Below are 22,595 nucleotides of genomic sequence, written 5' to 3'. Positions count from 1 at the left end.
CGTGAAACGATTATTCCGAAAGGTATAAGATATCCTTGAAGGACGCCCGGCAACTCTGGATCATCAATCCTGTAATACCGTCGAATTGTGATTTTGCCTCAGCCGGGACAGCAATCTCAAACTGAAGCTCGTCGTTCAGGTAACCGGAAATTTTATCCCCGTCTACTTTTATCATCAGGCAGTTCCATTCCTCCTGAATTACACCGTCCGGTAGCGCCTTATCCACCAGAAAATTGTTTTTTACGGTCCCTTTGGCGCCTATGCATTGGATAAGCGTCAACCGGTTTTTAAAGAAGGTGCAGCTGTAATAGTTATAGAGATCCCGTATCCCGAAACTCAATCCGCACACATATTCTGTTTCATCCGCCGGTTTCGTTTCCAGTTTTTGCGCAACCGAAAGGGAAAAACCGCCCTTTAGCCTGGTGCTGTTGCTGAGCATATTGGCGGCATCCGGTAAATCGCCGGTGATGATGCCGTTTTTGACAGACCATACGGCTTTGGAGCCTTCCCAGCCGGTTAGGTCGGTTCCGTTAAAAAGCGGCGTCATAATATTCTTTTCCTGGAAAGACATCGCTTCCCTGATTTTTTGTATTTCCGCCTTGAGCATGTCATTGGCGGGGTTAATTGCCTGTAAACGCTTCAGGAGATCGAAAAGATAAGAATCGGCGCTGTTTTTGTTCTTATCAGTAAATTCCAAAAGCTTGTCGGCGTATTTTTTATGGATGGCGGAAAGCTCGTCTTTCATCCTGTTGTATTCATCCTGGTAAGCGCTTATCTTGTTGCGCATTTCTTCCTGCGGCTTGGAGAGCGATGCTTTCAGGTTTAAAAGCCACAGCACCTTGTCGAAATCGGCCATGGCTTCGGACATTTCCTTAATCTGCCAATACATGGAACCGCGCTCAAAATATATTTCCGGCATCTCCGGCGACTCATCAATGGCTTTATTGAAATTTTCCAATGACGCCGTGTATTCTTTTTTCTTTACCTGCGCGGATGCCTTTTTAAGGTAGACCATGGCGGATTCATCATCGGCCATAGCGGCTAAAAGCACGCCGAGGACCAGCATGATAGCGGCCGCGCTTATTTTATATACTTTATGTTGGTAAAGCCTGCGTGGCAATACTGCACCCATAATCCGACTGCTCCTTTGAATTCGTGTTTATCTTTCATCGTATATTCAAGCGCCATTTTATCATTGAGAGAAACCGTTAATTTCATGTCTTTCACTTCGATTAATAATTTATTCCAGTCGCTCTTTTTATAATTTTCCGGAAGCTTGCACGAAGCCACGGTTTGCGCGTTTTTGCCGATGTTAAACTTGACCAGCTTCAGTTCGCTTTCGTCCATGACGGCAATGGAATATTCCATCCCGTCGTCGTTTCCCTCCTCGCGCCCCAGCATCACGCCGGCCGTATACGGGCCGGAATTGGAAGGGAACCCTTCAACAATCTTAAAATCGGCGCACACCTTAAAATCGCCTTCAAACTGCTCTTTCATTTTGAAATTAGTAAGCGCTTTTCTGGTTTCGCAAAAGAGGTTTTGGTCTTTTTCCACCCGCCAGCTTGCCGGATCCTGCGGGCTCCACCCGTCCAATGTATTGGCAAACAGGCTTTTCCAGCGGGGGATAATCGTGTTTTTCAGCGTCTCCTCCAAAAGCTTCTTTGCTTCGGCGTTTTCCGGGTCAAGGAGTAAAATGCTTTCCAGGGCGTCCTTGGCAAGCAAGTTGTCTTTCTTTACGGCTTTCCTGGCGAAGTTTAAAAGCTCCTTGATATATTCCTGCTCAATCTGTTTGCCTTCTTTCCGGGAGGCATCCAGGGCATCCAGGCTTTGCTGCGCACGTTTTCTCAGGTCTTTCTGGGGACCGGTCGGTTTTTCTATCCGGTCAATCAAGGAGATGCATTTATTGAAGGATTTGCGGCTTTTAATCTTTTCCCCTGACTTCAAGTATGCCTCGCCGAGCTTGAAATGGATTTCCGGCATCTCCGGGCTTTCCCTAAGTGCTTTCTGGTAGAACTCGAGGGCGCGGGCCGGTTCGGATTTCTTCATTGCCTCGTCGCCTTTGGAGATGAATGCCTTGGCGAGGTCATCATCCGCCGAGAGGCAGATAAAGCCCAGGGCGATAAGGATGATTCCAAGTAATGCGGTGTGAATTGCTTTTGGTGTCATGCCGGCATTATAGAAATTGCGGCAGGGGAGGTCAAGTAAAATCCTTTGCTTCGCCAAAAGGCCGGAACGCCCCTTAAACTGGAGCGGAATTAATCGTCTCTCCTATTACTAAGACATCCCTTGACCACCTTATATTTGTTAAATGATATCTATCTTCCCTAAAACTCATCCTGCCTGCCACAGGCAGAGGTTTTCCCTGAACCCAAAGGGCAAAAGTGATTGAGGGGGAGGGTATGGTATCCTCGGTTACGTGGTTTGTGTTGTCCCACGCCTCTGGCGCTATCAAGGGGCGGAATGTGAATCGGGTAGGGAGCAAAAGTCTGTTTGATACCCTCCAATTTAAAACAATACAGCCCTACTTTGTTGTTCAGGCAGGCCCGTCGACACCCATACTACCCGGGGGAGGGTATGGTAGGGCCTCCCACCCACATGGGTATCGCGGAGTGATTGTGCGAGAATAGAGGAGGTAATGATGCCGAAAAGAGGAGGGGGTTAAACGGTAATTCGGTGTATGATTAAGCCCAGAGTGGAGAGGTGTAAATCTGGTCGTGGAGTGTGAATTCGGGGGATACCAGAGACGTCCAAGGATGACTGGCTTGTTCTGAATGATGAAAAGTTTATCCCAAGGAACGAACGGCTTGTTTAGATGTACCGAATGGCTAGTACAACGAGCCAAACTTGATACATTGCATTTAAGGGCTAGCTTGGAGGTATGGGGCAGGCTGAAAGCCGCTTACCCGCCTGATCGGACGGGCTGGTATTGAGATACAAACTCATATATTGATTTTCAGGAAATATGGGATGGGGTAATAATATAGTAAATTATCCCACTTCGCCGCGTTGCGGGAACGCCTGAATAATGATAATAGGTGGAGACGTATTTTGATTGACTCCACCGGTAGGGGGGAGTAAATTAACTCGTAAAAGGAGATGACACGAAAACACTAAATTACAAGCACGAAAACACGAAACCTTACGCCGATTTATCATAACTCAAGGCGTTCTTTCGTGCTTTGTTTCCCATTTCGTGATTTCGTGTTAACATAGGAGAAAAATAATATGAAATTGAAAATGCTCTCGCTTCTGGTTGCCTGCCTCTTCCTCGTTCCTTGCTGTAAGAAATCCAATGAGGAAATTGTTATCAACATACCACCCCTACCCCTGGAAGATGAGTTAAAAGAGTACGTTCCCATAGAATACCAGGGTGCCGTGCTAAAGACTTTTACCATGGCGGGTGATAATAAATACGAATTAATCAAGGTCCTCAAAGCCGTCAAGCCGGAAGAACGCAAAGGCGCCTCTTTCATCATCGCCACCATGTCCTTCCCGGATATGGCCTCCATCAAATCCGAAGTGCTCCTGGAACATATAAAATACGCCTACCTCGCAAAGGGCAAATATCCCTGGCTTAAAAGCATGCCCGAAGAGATTTTTATGTATGGAGTCCTTCCCTACCGCTGTGCCGAGGAGCCGATAGAGGCATACCGCAGATATTTCTACGAGCAACTTGACCCGGTCGTCTCCGGGCTTACCAAGATGTCCGATGTGGTGCATCAGGTGAATCTCTGGCTGGGCGCCCCGAAAGCGGACGGCAAGCAGAGGGTCAGGTTCGTCCCGACCGAGGCGCGCGACCAGGGCCCGATAGAAACCCTCAAAGCCGGCTACGGCCGTTGCGAAGAGATGATGATTGTCTATATGTCCGCGGCAAGGTCGGTCGGCATTCCCTGCCGTTCCGCCTGGACGAATTGGTGGGCGGTGAATGATAATAACCACGCTTGGGTGGAAGTCTGGGTCGACGGCGTCTGGCGGCCGGTGGGCGGCTGCGAGCCGAGCCTCCATCCCTGGTTTGAGAATACCACCAAGCGCGCCCCGGCGATTTTCTCCGCTATCTTCGGCACGACTAAATCAGAACCGATTTACCGGGCATTCCCGATAAATGAGCCCTTCAAAACCAATAGCATTATTAATTCCACCCCGAATTACTCACAGACCTGCGAGCTTAAGGTCACCGTGCTTTCGCCGACCGGAGAGAAGGTCTCCTCCGGCACCGGAGTGTCTTTGGCCGTATATAACTGGGGCGCCTTTAAGCCCTTTATGCGCCAGGAAACGGATAAAGACGGCACGGTCTCTTTTGTCACCGGAATCGGCGAGTATTTCCTTTCCGCCGGTAAAGATAAACTTAGGGCGTGGCAGGTGATAAAAACCGAACCTGATAAGAAGCTTGAATTTATTGTAAAGCTTTCCGAAAACAGCGCGCCGGACGGATTCGTTTTCCTGCGTTATCCCACGGAAGCCGAGGCAGCCGCCAGCTTTAATCCGGAGGAAAGATACCCGAACCTGGAAATAACCTACAAAGTCCCGTTTACGCCTGCATACCAGGCGCCGGCAGAGATTTATACCGCGGATGAATTCGACCCGGCTAAATTCCCGGAGCTGGATAAATTAGTTCCGATAAGCGCGACCCGGGCGGTGGTGATAGACCGCCTGAAAAAGGCCGGCGGCAACTGGGGCGAGATTGCCTCCGCCATTAAAGAAGCCAAGCCGGAAATGCGTGAGGACCTTTGCTGGCTGATTGCGCACCTGGTCCACCTTGAAACGCTCGAGGTGACCAAGGGGTTCCTCCTGGAAAACGTGAGTTACGCCAATACGGCGCGCGCCAAGGCGCCTTATCCGGTTTCCGATGAATTATTCCAATCCTATGTCTTAAGCCCGCTTTTTACATATATACATCCCGGCATCTGGAGAGCGGAGCTCTATGACATATTTTCCCCGATGATGCAGAAGACGATAACCGATACCGCCCGGACGGTAAACGACTGGGTGGCGGCGAATATAAAGGTCAGGGACGAGCGGACCGAGCGTTTCTCCTATCAGGCCAGGCCGATGGAGATATACAAAAGCCGGGGCGGGCCGGCGTATTCAATCGCGGTCATGACCGCGGCAATCCTGCGGACGCTTGCCATACCGGTGCAGGTGAAATCCGATTGGGTGGAATTCCATAACGGGACGGAATGGATACCGCTCTATCCGAACGACCCCAAAAACTTCGGCAATACCAAGCGCAACGAGGCTTCGCAGAAGGAATATATTAAGCCTGCCGGATTCAAGATTGTTCTGATAAACAAAGGGGTGCGTGATGCCAATATCTGGGAAAAGTTCCGGCTTTCCAAATTCGACGCCGGCTTTTGGCTGCCGATGGAAGATGAAGTTGAAAGGAAAGGGAGCTGGATGGTGGTTCCGCCCGGGCAATATCTTTTGACCGCCGGAATCCGTGACTCCAACGGCGACCCTTATGTTTATTGCAAACAGCTTGATTTGGAATCCGAAAAGGGAGTGGAGATGGAAGTGTCGCTTGATATACCGATTAACCTCTTGAGCGGAGCCGAGCGGGTGGTGCGCAATCTGCCCAAACTGCCGGCTATCGAATTAAACGACTTGGATAACCAACCTTATAATCTTAAGAAAACGCTGGAGACGAATAATGTCCTGCTGGTTTTCTTCTCGCTGAAAAACGAGCCGTCTCTGCGGATGATGCCGATGATTGACGGCGTAAGCTCAATTGCCCAAAAGGCCGGGACCGTTATCTGGGGAATCTATGTCGACCCGGAAGGCGCGGATAAATTTCTGGAAGACGGGCGTTTGAAGGGAATGCAGATGCCGGTCCTGGTGGATTCGACACAGGCAGTGCTCAAGCAATTCATACCGGATTTTACAAAGGATAAGGCCGCCGTCATGCTGCCTTCAACCGTTCTCATCAGTAAGAAAGGCGAAATCGTGATGTGGCGCGAAGGATACAATATGGATATTGCCCATGTGGTCGAATCCGCGCTAACATTATTGCCGGAGGGCAAGCCGCTTGCCGGCGAGGCGGGAGAAGCCGAGATGCCTAAGATGAAAATCGTGCCGTTCGAGGTAAGCGGTGTGGATTATATCAAGGAAGGCGATAAAAACTACAAAGAGGGAAAATACCAGGCGGCGATTGAATGTTATTTAAAGGCGTTGGAGGACGATAACGACCCGGGACTTTGGTATAACCTTGCCTGCACGTATTCGCTGGTGAACCAGGTCGATGAAGCATTAGGTGCGTTGAAGAAAGCCATCCAATTCGGCTATAGCGAGTGGACCTGGATGGATAACGACCCGGATTTGGAAAATATCCGCAAGGACCCGCGGTATAAAGAATTGCGGAAATAGTTTAGATTAAAATTCCCAGCTGGTGAAGAAATATAGTCCGCTCAGGTCAATGTTGGTATCAAAGCTGTCTGAATCTTTAAGCGAAAGCGTATTTTTTTTATAGCCCACGCCCAGAGGCACATAAGGGATAAAGGTTGTGTCCACTTCCGCATAGATATCCGTATATTCAGCCTTGATTCCTGAGACAGTGGCGCTGAATCCGAGCGCGCCGAGTTCCACCTTTACTTTATTAAGTATTCCGACCTGGAACAAAGCGCCGATTACCGGGATAGGCGCGGACCCGTCTTCTTTTTCCGAGGCTAATGTGGACGCAACGGATGATTCAAACGACAGGTTTTCAATCCCGATGAGGAGTCCGAGTTCCACTTCGCCCAGGGAAGGAAACGCCTTGGTGATGAATTCCGGCACAAGGACCCTTTCGTAAATAATCGAGGTTGATTGCAGGTTCAGTTCGCTTTCTATGGTGTCATTAACATTATAAGTGGTTCCGCCGTAATTGATAGCGGTGGCGAGCGTTTGTTTGCCTTCGTAAGTTGATTTCCAGTAAGAGGCGATGATTTTATTGGAGCCCAGTTTTAGTTTTAATTCAATCGACGGTACATAGGCGTTTTCATCGAGGTTTAAATCCTTTGTCAAATCGAGGTCTGTTCCGGCTATTAATGCTGAATCGGATTGGACTTCGCCGCTCAAACCGCTATTCCAATATTTTACTTTTACCTTGAAGATATCCTCCGCGAACAAGGCATTTCCGGCAATCAAAGTTACCAGCAGGGCAGCAAGTATTAGTCTGTTTTTCATAAGTTTGGTCCTCCTTATTAAACGCCGTCGCTTAATTTATCTAAAACTTCTTCGCTTACATAGATCGGTATCTTTGAATGCGTTGCCAGGACAAGGGCGTCGCTTGGGCGGGCATCCACTTCCAATTCTTTCCCGTTTTGTTGTAACGTCAACTTGGCATAGAAAGTGCTGTTTTTTAGCTGGGTTACCGTAACCTTAAGTAATTTAATTTGTAATGTCATGAAGATATTTTCAATCAGGTCGTGCGTAAGCGGGCGCGGTGATTTGATGTTTTTAATCTTTCTGTCCAGGGCCATGGCTTCGTAATTACCGATTACTATGGGAAACGTGCGCGTTCCGTTTACTTCCTGCAAAACGATGACCTGTTCGTCGCTCGTTTCACTGATGACAATTCTGGACAATTCCATCTCTACCATGACGGCGTTATTTTATATTTGAAAAATTATGGTGTCAAGATAATCCTGCCACGAAGACACTAAGACACAAATAATCCTTTGCGTCTTTGCCCCGCTCCGCTGCGCTTCGGGGACACCCGATCAATAGGGAGTCCCTGCCGTTAGGCATGGGGCGGTGAGTCCTAGATAAACTTATTGGTAATCGGCATCCTGCGGTCTTTGCCAAATGCGCGGCGGGTAATTTTGATGCCGGCCGGTGCTTGCCTGCGCTTATATTCGCTTGTATCAACAAGGCGGGTGATTCTTTTTACCATTTGGCTCTTAAATCCGGATTTTATGAGTTCGGGAATGCTTTGGTTGCCTTCAATGTATTTTTGGAGAATCGGGTCAAGGGTGTTATAAGGTGGCAGGGAATCATCGTCTTTCTGGTTAGGCCTTAATTCGGCTGAAGGCGGTCGTTTAAAGACGCTTTTTGGAATGATTTCCTTGCCCGATTTTTGGTTGAAATATTTTGCCAGTTGATAAACCATTATTTTCGGGATGTCTTTAATCACGGCGAATCCGGATGCCATATCTCCGTAAAGGGTGCAGTAGCCTACGCTCAATTCGCTTTTATTGCCAGTGCCAAGCACCATCCATCCGAATTTATTGGAAAGCGCCATCAAGAGGGTCCCGCGGATCCTTGCCTGCAGGTTTTCTTCGGCGATGTTTTCCGGCTGTCCGATAAAATGGTCGCGCAACTGGTATAAATAGCTTTTAAAGATATCGTCAATAGGGATTTTTAATAATTGGATTTCCATGTTATGGGCAATTTGTTCGCTGTCGTTTTTGGTGCCGGTTGATGAATACATCGAAGGCATGGTTACGGCAGCCACGTTTTCCCTGCCGAGCGCATCCACGGCAATCGCCGCAACCAGCGCCGAATCTATTCCGCCGCTCAATCCCAATACCGCTTTGCTGAAGCCGTTTTTGTGGAGATAATCCTTCGTTCCCAGGACTAATGCGGAATATATTTCCTCAAGCAAAGGCAGTTTTTTATTAATAGGGCATTTTACGTTGGCCTTGCTTCTTTTTATCTTGTTTGCCTTAAGGTTAAATTCCGTGATGCCTTCATCGGCGTTTCCGCATGCGTTCTGTGTTAATGGGTTGATATCGGCAAATATCAAATCCTCCTTAAACTCGCCGGCGCGTGCGATTAATGCCCCTTTCGGGCTAACGAGCATGCTTCCGCCGTCAAAGACCAGCTCATCCTGCCCGCCGGTCATATTGATATAAGCCGCGTAGGTTTTATTATTGCGCGCAAAATATGAAAGCAGCATTTGGCGCTGGGTCAATTTCTGCTCGTGGTAGGGCGATGCGGAAATATTTATGATAAGCCCTGCTCTGCCTTTATTTGCCTGTTGGTGTGCGGGTCCTCCAACATGCCAGATATCTTCACAGATATTTATGCCGATTGAGGTGTCATTTATATGGAATACGGGTATGTGTTCACCCGGCTTGAAATACCGTTTTTCATCGAACACCCCGTAATTAGGCAGGAAAATCTTGTGGTAGATATTAATGATTTTCTTGTTATGGATAAAAGCGGCTGCGTTGTAAATATCGTTTTTCAGGCGGTGTGTTAAGCCGATAACGGCCGATATGTTTTTAGAGGCCCGCGCGATTATTTTAAGGCAACGGGTATTCTCCGCGGTGAATGCGCGGTTAAAGACGAGGTCTTCAGGAGGGTAACCGCACAAAGCCATTTCAGGGAATGCGATTAAATCAGCCGAATGGGCACGTGCTTTTTCGATAGAGGCGATAATCTTTTCGGTGTTTCCTTTAAAATCGCCCACAATCGGGTTTATTTGGGCTAAGGCAATTCTAAATCTCATATATTCACATGGTATATATTTTTAGAGCCTCAGTCAAGGCATTATTATATCATAAAAAGGCGGTTACAAAGCGGCGGGCGGAGTGGTATTCTTATGTGTTTTTACTATGAAGAAAAGAAAAACGGCAAGCGCCATGAATATCCCGAACCCGAGCAGGTTTTCCCATCCGCTATCATGTATCGCGCCGCGGATGTTTAATAATTCGGATATCGGCTTCGTGTTTATGACAATATAAGGTAGAAATACGATAATAATAGACATCAAGGCATCTCCCGCGACTAGTCCTGAGCTGAATAATACGCCCCGTTCATTGTCATTTTCAGATGATTTTGTCCTTAACGAAATTATCCAGGCGATAATTCCTCCTATCATTATGGGGGCGGAAAGGCTGAATGGCAGGTAAAGCCCGATGGCAAACGGCAGTGAAGAAATCCCCAACAATTCCACGCAAAGTCCGATAAAGGCGCCAATCAGGATAAGCACCCAGGGCAAATGCCCTCCGAATACGCCTTCTACAATCATTTTCATCAATGATGCCTGCGGTGCTTTCAGTTCGCTGCTTCCCAATTTACCGGTATTGCTGAGGAATAAAAGAAGCCCCGCGATGACTATTGCCGGCGCTAATACCCCGATAAATTCGGCTATCTGTATTTTATAAGGCGTAGCGCCGACCAGATAAGAAGTCTTTAAGTCTTGCGATATATCGCCGGACATGCAGACGGCGATGCAGACAATCGCGCCGATGCTCATTGCGACAAGCATTCCGCTTTTATCCGTCCAACCAAAAGCCACAAAGATAAGCGAAATAGCAATCAATGTGGTAATGGTCATTCCGGAAACAGGGCTTGATGATGAGCCGACAATTCCGACAATCCGCGCCGCTACCGTAACGAAAACCCCGCCAAAGAGGATAATCAAGAGGATGCTTATTAATCCCATGCCGAGTGATACGCTTATCCCGATACTGTTTTTGTAAACTACCAGGTAGATGAAAGTTGCGATGATGACAAGAATGGAGATTAAAAGGACGTATTTAATCGGCATATCCCGGTCCGTCCGCATTTCGCCGGCAGAAGCAGATGAGGGAATTATATTCTTAATGCTTTGTTTTATTGATTGGATGATTATCGGCAATGCTTTAAACAGGCTGACAATTCCTCCCAAAAGGACTGCGCCGGCTCCGATATAGCGTATATAAAAGCTCCATAATTCGATTGTTTCCAACTGGTTGATGGGTTTGGTGGCTGGCGCCAGGGCTTCGGCAAATCCGCTTCCGATATACTGGATAATCGGTATAAGGACAAACCATCCCAAAACCGCTCCGGAAAGCATCAAAGCCGCAATACGCGGACCAATGATATAGCCGACGCCTAAAAGAACGGGTGAGACTTCCGCAGATAAAGTTGATTGTACCAAAGGCTGTTGATTGAGCTTGATATTACAGAAGACTTCGTCTTTCCACAATCCCAATCCTTTCAGCAGGAATTTATATACGCCGCCTGTCAGAGCGCCGCCAAGCACCAGCAACGCCTTGGTGCCGCCTTGTTCACCGGCGACCAGTATCTTTGCGCAGGCGGTGCCTTCAGGGTAGGGCAGTGTATTATGCTCGCGGACAATGAGATAGCGCCTTAACGGAATCATGAAAAGTATTCCCAAACAACCGCCTAATGCGGACATGATGAATATTTCCAAAATAGACGGGGCGAAGCCTAAAAAGATAAGCGCCGGGATGGTGAAGATGACTCCGGCGGCGAGTGATTCACCGGAAGAGCCGATGGTCTGGACCATGTTATTTTCCAGGACGGTGCCTTTTTTAAGGACGCCACGCAGGATTGTCATGGAAATAACCGCCGCTGGGATGGAGGCGGAAACGGTCATGCCTACCTTCAACCCGACATATGCGTTCGCCGCACCGAAGACGATTGCCAGGATAACTCCCAGGATAATTGCCCGGACGCTGAATTCCGGAATGTTACGTTCGCTTGTAATGTAAGGGGTAAATTCATGTTTGTTATTATGCTTTGATGTGTTATCTCGTTTCAATTCGTCCATAGAGACTGATTATTTCTAATACTTTCCAAAGCTGAACTTTTTCTTGCGGAATACTTGCAGGCAGGCTTTGACTACTTTCGGGTCGTAAAGTATGCCGCTTTGGGATCGTATTTCTGATAATGCCCGTTTGGTACTGAGGGCAGGCCTATAAGGCCGGTAGGTGCACATTACGTCAACCGAATCAGCCAAGCAGAGAATCTTTGCTTCCAGAAGGATATCTTTTCCTTCAAGTCCTTGGGGATAACCGGTGCCGTTAAATTTCTCGTGGTGTTGGAGCACAAACTGCGCTATTGGCCATGGAAACTCGATGGATTTTAATATGTCATAACCGACCATGGAGTGTGTTTTAATCATGCTGTATTCCGTCTCGGTTAGGGTTGAGGGTTTGGTCAATATTTCCGAAGGTATGGCAATCTTACCGATATCATGGATAATACCGGCAAGTTTTATCCCGTTAATCTGCATTTCGGACAGGTTCATTTCCCTGGCAATGGCGCAGGAAAGTTCGGATACCCGGCGCTGATGTCCGGCGGTATAAGGGTCACGCACCTCGCCTGCCAGCGCCAGCGAATTAATCGTTTGTTCCAGGCTGCGGTGTAACTGGGTTAACTTTCGCTTGACTTCTTCTTCCGCCTTTTTACGCTTGGTGATATCATGATGTATTTCAACCATTAGTTTTACTTTGCCGTTTTCCTCTAAAAGAGGGAAAGCGTAAATTTCTATGATTACCTCGTTTCCATTGCCGTCAAAATGGATATGCTCCGCCTGAACGGCTTTTTTCCCTTCAAAAACCTCTTTACGGGGGCATTTGATCGTATGCCCGCATGGTTTATGAAGCCTGTGTCCGATGACGTAACAGTGTTTTCCGATAACTTCCTTCCTGGTGACTTTATACAAGTTAAGGAAGCAGTTGTTGACATCGCGGATGATATGATCTCGGTCGACCACCATCACCGCTTCATACATTCCGTTCAGGATGCGGTCCAGGTAGTCGCGTGATTTTGCCAGATCTCTTTCCATCTGCTTTTGTTTCGTAATATCGGTTACCACGCCGAGAATTGCCTGGCCGCCGTTATATTTTATGAGTTTAGTCGATATTATTGCCTCTATCCTTTTGCCGTTTTTTGTAATCAGGGTATATTCATAAGGCGGGATTTCCTGCCCTTTCTGATGTTTCTTGAAGTTGGATATTAATGTTTTCCTGTCTTCGGGAGCAATTAATGACATGAAGTTGAAATCGGGGGAATAGAAGTGTTCTCTTTTATATTCCATGGACTCTTCACATTGTTGGTTGGCGTAAACTATCCTGTCCAGGTTATTGATGAAAATCATATGCGGGGATCGCTCGGCAAGTGTCCTGAATTTCTCTTCGCTTTCTTTCAAGCTTTCTTCGGCTTGTACTTGCTCGGTAATATCCCGGACATATTCTATCACGCCCTTTTGCCCGCCTGTTTTTGCATCAATAAACGGGAAGGTATAAAGACCGATTGATCCATTAATTTGATCGCCTCGTCCTGTCCTGGGGACTATTTCATAAGCTGGTTTGCCGGTTCTGATTGTTTGCTTGTAAGGGCAGACTTTACAGGGAATTTTACGCCCGTGGTAGGCTTGGTAGCACTTTTTACCGACAAGGGGCATTTGATGGGCATACCAACGTTCCATTGCCGGATTTACGCGGATAATATTAAAATGATTGTCAAGAATGCTTACACCATCGCGGATGCTGGAAAAAACGCTTTGGAAGAAATATTCTTTATCCTGGATGAATTTATCAGTTTGATTGTTATTACGTTGCATTAATGCCTGTTTGTACGGCCTTTTTATCCGGGTTGAACGTTTCATAGGTTGTTTGTATCGTATCCTATTGTTAAGCCCACCGTGAGTTTACTATTATAAACATGCCGTGTTAAAGGAAATTTTAGTCCCTGATTTATTCTGCAGTATAATTCGGCGGTTCTTTGGTGATAAAGACATCGTGCGGGTGGCTTTCCTTCAGGCCCGCCGGGCTGATTTTAATAAATCTGGTCTTGGTGCGCAGTTCCTCGATATTCTTGCATCCGCAATAACCCATTCCGGCTTTCAAGCCCCCGACCAGCTGGTAAACGAAATCAGCCAGCGGCCCTTTAAAGGGGCTTCGTCCTTCAACCCCTTCCGGAACCAGTTTATCGCGGCTTTTTACGCCTGCCTGCCCGTAACGTTCTTTGCTTCCCTGGACCATGGCGCCTAAAGAGCCCATCCCTCTGTATGATTTATATGCCCTGCCTTCATATATAAATGTCTCGCCCGGGCTTTCGGCAGTGCCGGAAAAGAGGCCGCCTATCATGACGCTGTTCGCACCGGCGGCGATGGCCTTGGTGATATCGCCTGAGAATCTGATGCCGCCGTCGGCAATCACCGGCACCTTGTATTTTTCCGCTACCTTGACACAGTTAAAGATTGCCGTAATCTGCGGAACGCCCACGCCGGCGATTATGCGGGTGGTGCAGATAGAGCCGGGGCCGATGCCGATTTTTAAAGCGTCCACTCCGGCCTTGATTAAATCATAAGCCGCCTCGCCCGTGGCAATATTGCCGGCAACCACTTCTATCTTAAACCGCTTCTTAATTTCCTTTACGGTTTTAATCACGTTTTCCGAATGGGCATGCGCCGTATCAATTACCACCACGTCAACGTCGCTTGATACCAGTTTTTCCACCCTTTCGTAATCATGGACGCCGACCGCCGCACCGACAATTAATCTGCCCATTTTATCACGGCAGGCAAGCGGGAACTGAAGCATCTTATTGATATCTTTGATGGTGATGAGTCCCTTAAGTATGTTGCTCTTATCCACCAGGAGCAGTTTTTCCACCTTGTTTTTATGGAGGATTTCACGGGCTTTTTCAAGCGTCGTTCCCGGCTGGGCTGTTATCAGATGTTCTTTGGTCATGACCTCTTCTATTTTCTTGTCATCGGATTTCTGGAACCTTAGGTCTCGGTTGGTTAGGATGCCGACTACACGCTTATTCTCTTCTACAATCGGGATGCCGGAAATATTATGTTCCCGCATAATGCTTTTGGCTTTGCCGATTGTTTCGGTGGGGGGGAGCGTAATCGGGTCGATGATTATTCCGCTGGCGGAGCGTTTTACTTTATGGACTTCGCGCGCCTGCTGCTCGATGGGCATGTTTTTATGGATGATGCCGATTCCGCCTTCCTGGGCAAGTGCGATAGCCAGGTTTGCCTCGGTAACCGTATCCATTGCCGCCGAGCATATCGGGATATTAATCTTGATATGGCGGGAGAACAGGGTGGAGGTATTTACCTCACTAGGTACTACTTCTGATCTGGCAGGGATTAAAAGGATGTCGTCAAAGGTAATCCCTTTTTCCGGAATTATCTTATTCATAGATTTGCCGTAGTATATTAGTATCCAAAAGCGGTTTTGTCAAGTTAATATGGATGTATAGAAAACCAGCCTTATGGTTAAGAGTCAGGTAATAATAACCGAAAAACCTACGTCCCTTCCTGCCAGGAAGAAAGATACTGTTTAAACTAGCCGATTAAGCTAAAATCCTTTGACATTTATCATATAGCGGGATATAATACAAATGACTAATATAGAAAAAGGAGGTTTAATTTTATGCTCAAACAACTTACCGCAGTTATCGAAAAAGAAGGCAAAGATTACGTAGCTTTGTGCCCCGAACTGGATATCGCCAGCCAGGGAAATACTATAGAAAAAGCACGTAATAACCTCCGCGAGGCAATTGAGCTGTTTTTCGAATCGGCTTCTCCATCAGAGATTAAAAAACGGCTTCATGGCGAAGTATATATAACTCAGGTGGAGGTATCGATTGGCTAAATTACGAATCCTTTCCGGCAGGGAAGTTTGTGCGATTCTTGTCAGACAGGGCTTTGTCCGTGTCCGCCAACGCGGAAGCCATGTCGTAATGCAGAAAAAACTTCAACATACTACGATAACCGTTCCTGTTCCAAACCATCCTGAAATAAAATTAGGCACGCTTCAATCAATAATCAGGCAATCAGGTGTCCCCCGCAGTGAATTCGAGTGCTAATTTCGGATTGATTGACTGGTAAATTAATTACGCATAAGAAAGCTCGGGCTATAGATGTTCTCTGTGGTAAAGCTCTACGTCCCTTCCTGCCAGGAAGAAAGATATTCTTTCTGCCTTTCGCTCAGGGTGTCTATCTTGACGCCCAGTGTCTGGAGCTTCAGGCGGGAAATCCAGTCCTCAATCTCATTCGGCACTAAATAAACCTTGGGAGAAAGCTTCTTGTAGTTCTTGACCGAATATTCAGCCATCAATGCCTGCGTGGCAAAGCTCATGTCCATGACAGTTGCCGGATGCCCCTCGGCGCAGGCGAGGTTCACTAATCTCCCTTCGCCTAAGACATAAATCGCCTTGCCGTTTTTGAGGATATATTCATCCACATTGGTGCGGACGTTCTTATTGATTTTCTTGGAGAGTTTCTTCAGCGCGACCAAATCGAGCTCGACATTAAAGTGGCCGGAATTGGAGACAATCGCGCCGTCTTTCATTGCCAGGAAGTGTTCACCGGTGATGACATCGATATCGCCGGTCAGGGTGCAGAAGATATCGCCTTTCCTGGCGGCTTCTTTCATGGGCATGACTTCATAGCCGTCCATGGTGGCTTCCAGGGCTTTAAGCGGATTGACCTCGGTAACAATCACCCGCGCGCCGATACCCTTGGCGCGCATGGCGAATCCGCGTCCGCACCAGCCGTAACCGCCGACGACCACGGTCTTGCCGGCGTATAAAATATTGGTCGCGCGCAGAATCCCGTCTACGCTGGATTGGCCCGTGCCGTAACGGTTGTCAAAGAGATATTTGGTCGTGGCATCGTTTACGGAAAATATCGGATAAAGCAAAGCGCCGTCTTTTGCCATGGCACGCATCCTGATTACGCCGGTGGTGGTTTCTTCCATGCCGGCATAGATGTATTTTATCATATCCTTATGCTTGGAGTGGATGGTGGAAACGACATCCGCGCCGTCATCCACGGTAATCTGCGGCTTGGTGGCGATGAGCGCTTCTATATGGGAATAATATTTCTTGTTATCTTCCCCGTGCACGGAAAATACGGAAATCCCGAAATCTTTTACCAGGCTGGCGGCGACGTCATCTTGCGTCGAAAGCGGATTGGAAGCGCAGAGCGCCAGTTGTGCTCCGCCGGCTTTAAGGGTTCTCATCAGGTTCGCGGTCTCGCTTGTTACATGCAAACAGGCGGCAATACGGACACCTTTAAGCGGTTGTTCCTTGGCAAACCGCGCCCGAATCATCTGCAAGACGGGCATGTGCTTATCTGCCCAATTGATTCTTCCTTTTCCCTTGGCGGCAAGCTTTAAATCTTTTACGTCGTATTTCATTTTCTCTCCTGTTTTTTTAACACGAATCACACTAATATGACGAATCACGCGAATAAGAATTTATATTTATCTTATTTGGTTTCATTCGTGCCATTCGTGATTAATATTTGGTATTATATTCTCCTCGCTTCTTTCTTGAGAAGAGCAACTTTATCCGTCTTTTCCCAGGTATAGCCTTCTCCGCTGTGGCCGAAATGTCCATAACGGGCGGTCTGTTTATAAATCGGGCGGCGCAGTTTAAGGCGCTCGATTATTCCGCTGGGGGAGAAGTCAAAGTGCTTCATAAGAAGCGCGGAGATTTTATCTTCCGGTATCTTGCCCGTGCCGAATGTTTCCACGTCGATGGCAACCGGCTGTGAAACGCCGATGGCATAAGCCAGTTGGACTTCGCAACGGTCGGCTAATCCTGCGGCGACGATATTCTTGGCCGCGTGGCGCGCCGCGTAGGAAGCGCTCCGGTCTACCTTGGTCGGGTCTTTGCCGGAGAATGCGCCGCCCCCGTGGCGTCCCATCCCGCCGTAGGTATCGACGATTATTTTACGTCCGGTCAGACCCGCATCCGCGTAAGGGCCGCCTAAGACAAACCTGCCGGTCGGGTTTACATAATACTTGGTCTTTTTATCCAGAAGGTGTTTCGGAATGCTCGGTTTTATTATCTTATTAATCAAGTCATCCTTGAGTTTACTGCAGTTGACCTCGGGGTTATGCTGGAGTGAAAGGACGACGGTGTCAACCCTGACCGGTTTATTATCAAAGTATTCCACGGTAATTTGCGTCTTGCCGTCGGGCCGGAGATAAGGCAAATCGCTTTCGATGCGCATATCGGCGGATTTATTGACTATTTTACGTGCAAGGGAAATCGGGAGGGGCATTAGTTCCGGCGTTTCGTTGCAGGCATAACCGAACATCATTCCCTGGTCGCCCGCGCCGATATCTTTGCCTTTTTTCTTGTTTTCATCGACTCCCAAAGCGATATCGCCGGATTGCTTTTGGATGCAGGTCAGGACCGCGCAGGTTTCATAATCGAAACCCGTGCAGGCGTCTGTATAGCCTATTTCTTTGATAGTCTGGCGGACGATATCCGGGATTTCCACATAAGCCGTGGTGGTGATTTCGCCCGAGACGAGGACCATGCCGGTTTTAACGGATGTCTCGCAGGCAACGCGCGAATACGGGTCATCGGCGATTAAGGCATCGAGAACGGCATCTGAAATCTGGTCGCAGACTTTATCAGGGTGTCCCATACAAACTGCTTCTGAAGTGAAAAATCTCTTTTTGCGCCTATTCATGTTTAAGCTCCTTTCGCCCCTGCTAAACTCCGCATCAATCGGGCGTCCCCGAGTCCCGTTACTGCGGGATGAGTGGGGCAATATTCCAATAATATTATTAATATAAAAGACCATTAACTTACAATTATTTTATACGCTTTTCAAGAAAAAGGATAAGTTAAATAACTGCCCCTGCCTGTCGGCAGGGACGACCCCATTTATGGGACGCCTGATATCAATAATTTTTGTGTAGGCAGCTGATTATGTTAAACAGGTAGAGTCGGATTACACAGATAAACGCCGATTAATCAGGTGAAACAACCCAACGAGGTGAATTACACTTGACTTAATGACAAATAGTGATATACTTAACCGTAGAAAAATCCTGTATATGAAGAAAATCATTGTAATCTCCGCATCAATCATACTAACAGCTTTGGCTATCTACGTAATCATCGTTGAGTTTTTGTTCATGTTGGGGGGATTAACCGAATCAGCGCATAAAGTTCGCATAGATGCGTATTCTTGCGGAGAAATAATTATAGAACTTTTTGTTATTATGGTAGCCTCAGCCGCCATATTTGATATCATACCGAATAAATTATCAAGGATATGGGTAATAATTTCTTCAGTTATGAGCTTGGCTGTTGTTTTCTTAATAGGCGGTCTGTTTTTATTCGGATTTATACAAAACTTTCCCCTTTTGGAAGGCGGGTATGGTTATTTTCTGTTAGCTGTTTTATGTCTGGGTGCTATAATAGTAATTATAACTTCCATCAGCAATATTTTCCGTTCACTGAGAAAGACTCTGTGAATTTTGGCGTAATCATCTCTGCGTCCTTTGCGTCTTTGCGGTGAAACCCAATGTTATTCCGTGTAATCCGCCCCCTTCGAGGATTCCCAATAATCGGGTGTCCCCGAAATGAAATGGAGTGGGATGTAATCTGTGGTTGCTCTCGGCTCATTTCCTCGGCAGGGTCTGCGCCGCCAGGGTTATTAAGACCATAGATGCCTGGCAGAGCTCGACGATATCGCGCGCTTTGTAGGCGACCCTAAACCCGTTAAGGCGCTTGGTGCCGGGCATCAGGCTCGCCTCATCCGCCATTCCGCTATCCATAAATTCCAAGACAAGATTAAGCGGCCCTTTCATTATGAAAGGCTTATAGGATTTATAATCCTTAAATGCGACCAGCGCCGCTTCTTTAATCCGTTTTACCGCTTCAGTCGGATGGACCGATTCCGCGGCATAGCGGGTGATGCCGCGCTTAACCTCAACCGTTTCCACTTTTCCGAGGAATGACTTTGCCTCGCGCGCGGTTTTATCATCACCGCAGACCAGAACGACCGGTGTTTTATAGTGTCCGGCAATCAGGGCGTTTATGCCGGTCTCGCCGAAGAGGCGGTTATTAATCCTGAATTCATGGACGGCCCTTCCATACATGGTGTGGTCAAGCACTCCGCCGGTTGTCCCGACCCGCGCGTGGTATCCGACAAATGCCGCGGCGTCGAATCTGGCTTGAATCCCTTCCATCATCACGAGCGGCTTATGGCTGCCGGAAATAATGGTGGCTTTTGGGTTGAGTTTATCAATCAGTAGATTAAACATATCGCCGTGGGCGTCGTTCACGAGAATCTTCGTGGCTTTGCAGGCGAGTGCCGCTTCAATGACCGCATTGACTTCGTTGGTCATCCATTCACGGGCTTTATCGTAATCTTTGCCATGGAAATCAGTCTGGGAGCGTTCGATTACGCCGGTAATGCCTTCTATATCGCAGGAGATGAATACTTTCATGACTCTAGTCCTTTCTGTTTAATGATGGTTGCGTCCGTAAACTATTCGCTATGCTCAAGTTTACGGCTCGCGGTGAACCCAACGTGGTTCACCGCGGAGAGGGAGGGATTCGAACCCCCGGTAGGCTTGCGCCCACAACGGTTTTCAAGACCGCCGCTATCGACCACTCAGCCACCTCTCCTATTTATGCTTTGTAGTAACCAAATTTCTCTTTAATCCAAGCACGCCCGACACCTGATTTCAGGAATAGTTCCCTTTTTCGTGCATCCGTATAAGTTGTATGTTGTTCTATAGAAATAAGTATCCACGGACGACCGGATTTTGTGGATTTAGTTCTTCCGCTATTATGAGCCTTTATTCTTTTATCGGCATTATTTTCTCTGCTGGAGCCTATATAAAATTTCCTGGTTGTGTTACTGTATAATATATAAACACAAGCCATATTTTATCTCACATTTCCCGCCTCTGGCGGGCAAGACCGCCGCTATTCCGCCGAAGGCGGACCCGCCTCTGGCGGGCGACTTTACTCAGCCACCTCTCCTTTGTAAGTGTAGGATGAAATTATCATATCAATCTGAAATAATCAAGTAAAATGTATTGGGGGCGGATTTCACACTTGCGCGACCTGGATATCGAGGAATAGTTGATTGCCTTCCAATATAAAATCAACATGAGAGGATTTCCCGGGTGAGAATTCGGCAATGCCTTTGTCGGCGTATTTATTTATAAGTTTGTTCATTTCCTTATTTTCTTCCAGGATTATTTTATCGCCGTAATCGTATTGGACAATCCGCGCGCCGGACTTGGAGATTTGCTGGACAAACTTATTCCTGAATTCACCTGCCTTTTCCGGCGCAGTAATTAATAAGGGTTTTGTGCCGTAGCAATTATCCTGTTTGGTAAGGAGTTCCATCACTGCCAAATCACCGTTTAGCCACCTTGCGGAAAATGGGCCAAGTCCCCTGATAACATCCTTATACCCGATAAAAGGCAGAACCAATTGGCTTCTTCTTAAGGCAACCCAATAAGACTTGGCATCAATGATTTTGGCAAAACGGTCTGCCTTATTCCCTTTAACCGCCTTAAACGCCCGCGTCACTTTTTTCATATACCGGGCGTATCCTTTGGGAATATTCGCCAGCATATTGTTGATAATTTTCTCATAGTTCTTGCCTGTTTTGGTTTTGTAACCCTGATTAAGCCATTCAATCATTTCTTTTATGCCCGGCTTGGCTATTTTTTGGGCGTAGTCGCCTATCCCGCTGATTGCCTGTTTGATGCCAAGTCGCATTTTGGGGGCGGCTTTTTTCATGGAATCACGCCATTTTTCCAGATATCCCTTGGGCGGCTCTTCAGGGATAAAGACGGCTATCTTGATTTTAGAGAGGATTGGCAGTTCCATATCAGATAATATAGCATAAGGTCTCAAAAACGCCCACGAAAAAGGTGTCTTTCTATCATGTGATTTATAAGGCGGTTAGGAACACCTACCCCCGCTCTAGGGGTGGGGGGTAGGGTAGGGGGATGGCTTTTGGGGGTTAGAGGGATGGCTCTTGGCGATTGGTGGAATGGCTCTTGCGGATTAGGGAAATGGCAGTTGCGGGTTTAGGTAAAGCGTGCTTTATTACATAAGAGAATTACAAGACGTGGTATCTATAATTATTCAGTCACTATACAGAGTCACTATTCAGAAAATTCATAGTTCAGTATGCTATTTCCCTCAATCCCCTAAATATTCCTTTAAGTCATTATATATTTTATACTCTTGTTTCTCAGGAAATCCAACCAATTCTTCTATTTTTGACTTTATCGTTTCACCACTATTTTTATTCTTATCAACTATTTCAATGACGAATTTGTCTGTATTTTCTTTAGTCCCAAAATGATATAAGGCGTATCTTAGAAATATATCTTCATCTCGGAGTGAACAGCCTATAATAGTAAGCCTATTAGCATTCTTCAATGTTTCTATTGCTTCTCTCCATAGCATCATTATACCATTATGATATTGTTTTAAATAACTCATAATTAAAACATGAGCCCCCTCATCCCGTTTATAATTCCGCGTATTTATTTCCGCATGAATGCTGGGGAAAATCTTGCTGGAAACCTCAATATTAGGGTAGTCTAAATTCCCACTATTATTCCTAAAGTTGCAAGAACCATGTAATTTTAACAGTAGTACATTATCTAGATTAGAATTATGTTTTATGCTTGAAGGAAATTGCTGGGCAAAATATCCTCCGTGCGGAGACCATCTTTTACTTAAATATAAGTATCTGTCTAATAGACAATCATAATTTAGCGTTAAAATACAAGCATTATCGCTGACCTTCTTAACGAATGACTCGCATAAAGGAAAATGCTCAGTAAATTTATCTATATCATAGCAATCAATTATTTTATCGATCACTTTCTTTTTGCATTCGCTGATTTTATCTCTGCGTTCATTTTGTACGGTGTAGCGCTCCTCTAAATCCAACAAAGTAATAAATAATTCAATGTTGTCGCCAACATGGTTAAGAGTATCTTGCAAATCATCCGTAATTATATTTTTAATCAGCGGTACTAAACCAGAGGTCAAAGGTGCTTTTCCGTTCGTAACGGCATGAGTAAAACCAGCACCCAATAAAAAACAAGTGTTTCCCATAATTATCCGCTTTA

General features: G+C 46.8%; 18 protein-coding genes and 1 tRNA gene. 4 read left to right on the top strand and 15 right to left on the bottom strand.

The genetic code is table 11. The features are described 5' to 3' along the window. Positions 1–10: 10 nt before the first annotated feature. Positions 11–1,132: a DUF1080 domain-containing protein gene (locus HY811_08580; GenBank protein ID MBI4834855.1), complete on the bottom strand. Its 1,122-nt coding sequence runs from the start codon at positions 1,130–1,132 to the stop codon at positions 11–13. Continuing rightward, complete coding sequence (locus HY811_08575; protein ID MBI4834854.1) at positions 1,081–2,223, bottom strand: DUF1080 domain-containing protein; 1,143 nt, start codon at positions 2,221–2,223, stop codon at positions 1,081–1,083. The genes HY811_08580 and HY811_08575 overlap by 52 nt, the downstream gene beginning before the upstream one ends. Positions 2,224–3,225: 1,002 nt before the next feature. Between HY811_08575 and HY811_08570 the strand changes: the two genes are divergently transcribed. Further along, the gene (locus HY811_08570; GenBank protein ID MBI4834853.1) at positions 3,226–6,360 is read left to right on the top strand and encodes a redoxin domain-containing protein; all 3,135 of its coding nucleotides are present in this window, start codon (positions 3,226–3,228) and stop codon (positions 6,358–6,360) included. A 6-nt stretch (positions 6,361–6,366) separates the two neighbouring features. On the opposite strand, the gene HY811_08565 is transcribed toward HY811_08570, so the two are convergent. The 6 genes from HY811_08565 to guaB all read right to left on the bottom strand — a co-directional run bounded on the left by HY811_08565 (position 6,367) and on the right by guaB (position 14,867). Further along, a complete protein-coding gene (locus HY811_08565; GenBank protein ID MBI4834852.1) occupies positions 6,367–7,158 on the bottom strand; it encodes a hypothetical protein in 792 nt (263 codons plus the stop codon). A gap of 17 nt (positions 7,159–7,175) precedes the next feature. Further along, the gene (locus HY811_08560; GenBank protein ID MBI4834851.1) at positions 7,176–7,574 is read right to left on the bottom strand and encodes a bifunctional nuclease family protein; all 399 of its coding nucleotides are present in this window, start codon (positions 7,572–7,574) and stop codon (positions 7,176–7,178) included. 161 nt (positions 7,575–7,735) lie between these two features. Continuing rightward, on the bottom strand, positions 7,736–9,427 hold the full coding sequence (locus HY811_08555) for an NAD+ synthase (protein MBI4834850.1): 1,692 nt from the start codon (positions 9,425–9,427) through the stop codon (positions 7,736–7,738). A gap of 63 nt (positions 9,428–9,490) precedes the next feature. Continuing rightward, entirely contained in the window at positions 9,491–11,479 is a 1,989-nt protein-coding gene (locus HY811_08550) for an oligopeptide transporter, OPT family (GenBank protein MBI4834849.1), read from the bottom strand. 15 nt (positions 11,480–11,494) lie between these two features. After that, the gene (locus tag HY811_08545) at positions 11,495–13,321 is read right to left on the bottom strand and encodes a PAS domain S-box protein (protein MBI4834848.1); all 1,827 of its coding nucleotides are present in this window, start codon (positions 13,319–13,321) and stop codon (positions 11,495–11,497) included. 88 nt (positions 13,322–13,409) lie between these two features. Further along, positions 13,410–14,867: an IMP dehydrogenase gene (gene guaB, locus HY811_08540; GenBank protein ID MBI4834847.1), complete on the bottom strand. Its 1,458-nt coding sequence runs from the start codon at positions 14,865–14,867 to the stop codon at positions 13,410–13,412. A gap of 234 nt (positions 14,868–15,101) precedes the next feature. On the opposite strand from guaB, the gene HY811_08535 reads away from it, so the two are divergent. Both HY811_08535 and HY811_08530 read left to right on the top strand, forming a co-directional pair. Further along, positions 15,102–15,323, top strand: a complete 222-nt coding sequence (locus HY811_08535; GenBank protein MBI4834846.1) for a type II toxin-antitoxin system HicB family antitoxin — start codon at positions 15,102–15,104, stop codon at positions 15,321–15,323. Then, positions 15,316–15,537, top strand: a complete 222-nt coding sequence (locus tag HY811_08530) for a type II toxin-antitoxin system HicA family toxin (protein ID MBI4834845.1) — start codon at positions 15,316–15,318, stop codon at positions 15,535–15,537. Before HY811_08535 ends, HY811_08530 begins: the two co-directional genes overlap by 8 nt. A 74-nt stretch (positions 15,538–15,611) precedes the next feature. Here HY811_08530 and HY811_08525 read toward each other — a convergent pair whose 3' ends face one another. Both HY811_08525 and HY811_08520 read right to left on the bottom strand, forming a co-directional pair. After that, positions 15,612–16,871 (bottom strand): adenosylhomocysteinase, encoded by a 1,260-nt coding sequence (locus HY811_08525; protein MBI4834844.1) that lies wholly within the window; start codon positions 16,869–16,871, stop codon positions 15,612–15,614. 113 nt (positions 16,872–16,984) lie between these two features. Further along, complete coding sequence (locus HY811_08520; GenBank protein ID MBI4834843.1) at positions 16,985–18,160, bottom strand: methionine adenosyltransferase; 1,176 nt, start codon at positions 18,158–18,160, stop codon at positions 16,985–16,987. 370 nt (positions 18,161–18,530) lie between these two features. Between HY811_08520 and HY811_08515 the strand changes: the two genes are divergently transcribed. Continuing rightward, a complete protein-coding gene (locus HY811_08515) occupies positions 18,531–18,953 on the top strand; it encodes a hypothetical protein (protein ID MBI4834842.1) in 423 nt (140 codons plus the stop codon). A 147-nt stretch (positions 18,954–19,100) separates the two neighbouring features. Here the strand turns inward: HY811_08515 and HY811_08510 are convergent, their stop codons facing one another. The 5 genes from HY811_08510 to HY811_08490 all read right to left on the bottom strand — a co-directional run bounded on the left by HY811_08510 (position 19,101) and on the right by HY811_08490 (position 22,581). After that, positions 19,101–19,931 carry a M55 family metallopeptidase gene (locus tag HY811_08510; protein ID MBI4834841.1) on the bottom strand — a complete coding sequence of 277 codons (831 nt, stop codon included), beginning with the start codon at positions 19,929–19,931 and terminating at the stop codon, positions 19,101–19,103. A 94-nt stretch (positions 19,932–20,025) separates the two neighbouring features. Next, a tRNA-Ser gene (locus tag HY811_08505) sits at positions 20,026–20,112 on the bottom strand. 3 nt (positions 20,113–20,115) lie between these two features. Then, positions 20,116–20,373, bottom strand: coding sequence for a GIY-YIG nuclease family protein (locus HY811_08500; GenBank protein MBI4834840.1), 258 nt, complete (start codon positions 20,371–20,373; stop codon positions 20,116–20,118). 168 nt (positions 20,374–20,541) lie between these two features. Next, positions 20,542–21,333, bottom strand: a complete 792-nt coding sequence (locus tag HY811_08495; GenBank protein MBI4834839.1) for a hypothetical protein — start codon at positions 21,331–21,333, stop codon at positions 20,542–20,544. Positions 21,334–21,651: 318 nt separating this feature from the next. After that, positions 21,652–22,581 (bottom strand): SIR2 family protein, encoded by a 930-nt coding sequence (locus HY811_08490; GenBank protein MBI4834838.1) that lies wholly within the window; start codon positions 22,579–22,581, stop codon positions 21,652–21,654. Positions 22,582–22,595 lie beyond the last annotated feature (14 nt).

The sequence above is a fragment of the Planctomycetota bacterium genome (genome assembly GCA_016207825.1).
Classification (GTDB): domain Bacteria; phylum Planctomycetota; class MHYJ01; order JACQXL01; family JACQZI01; genus JACQZI01.
Note: the sequence above shows the minus strand (reverse complement) of the source record. Positions and strands in the feature narration are given on the sequence as shown.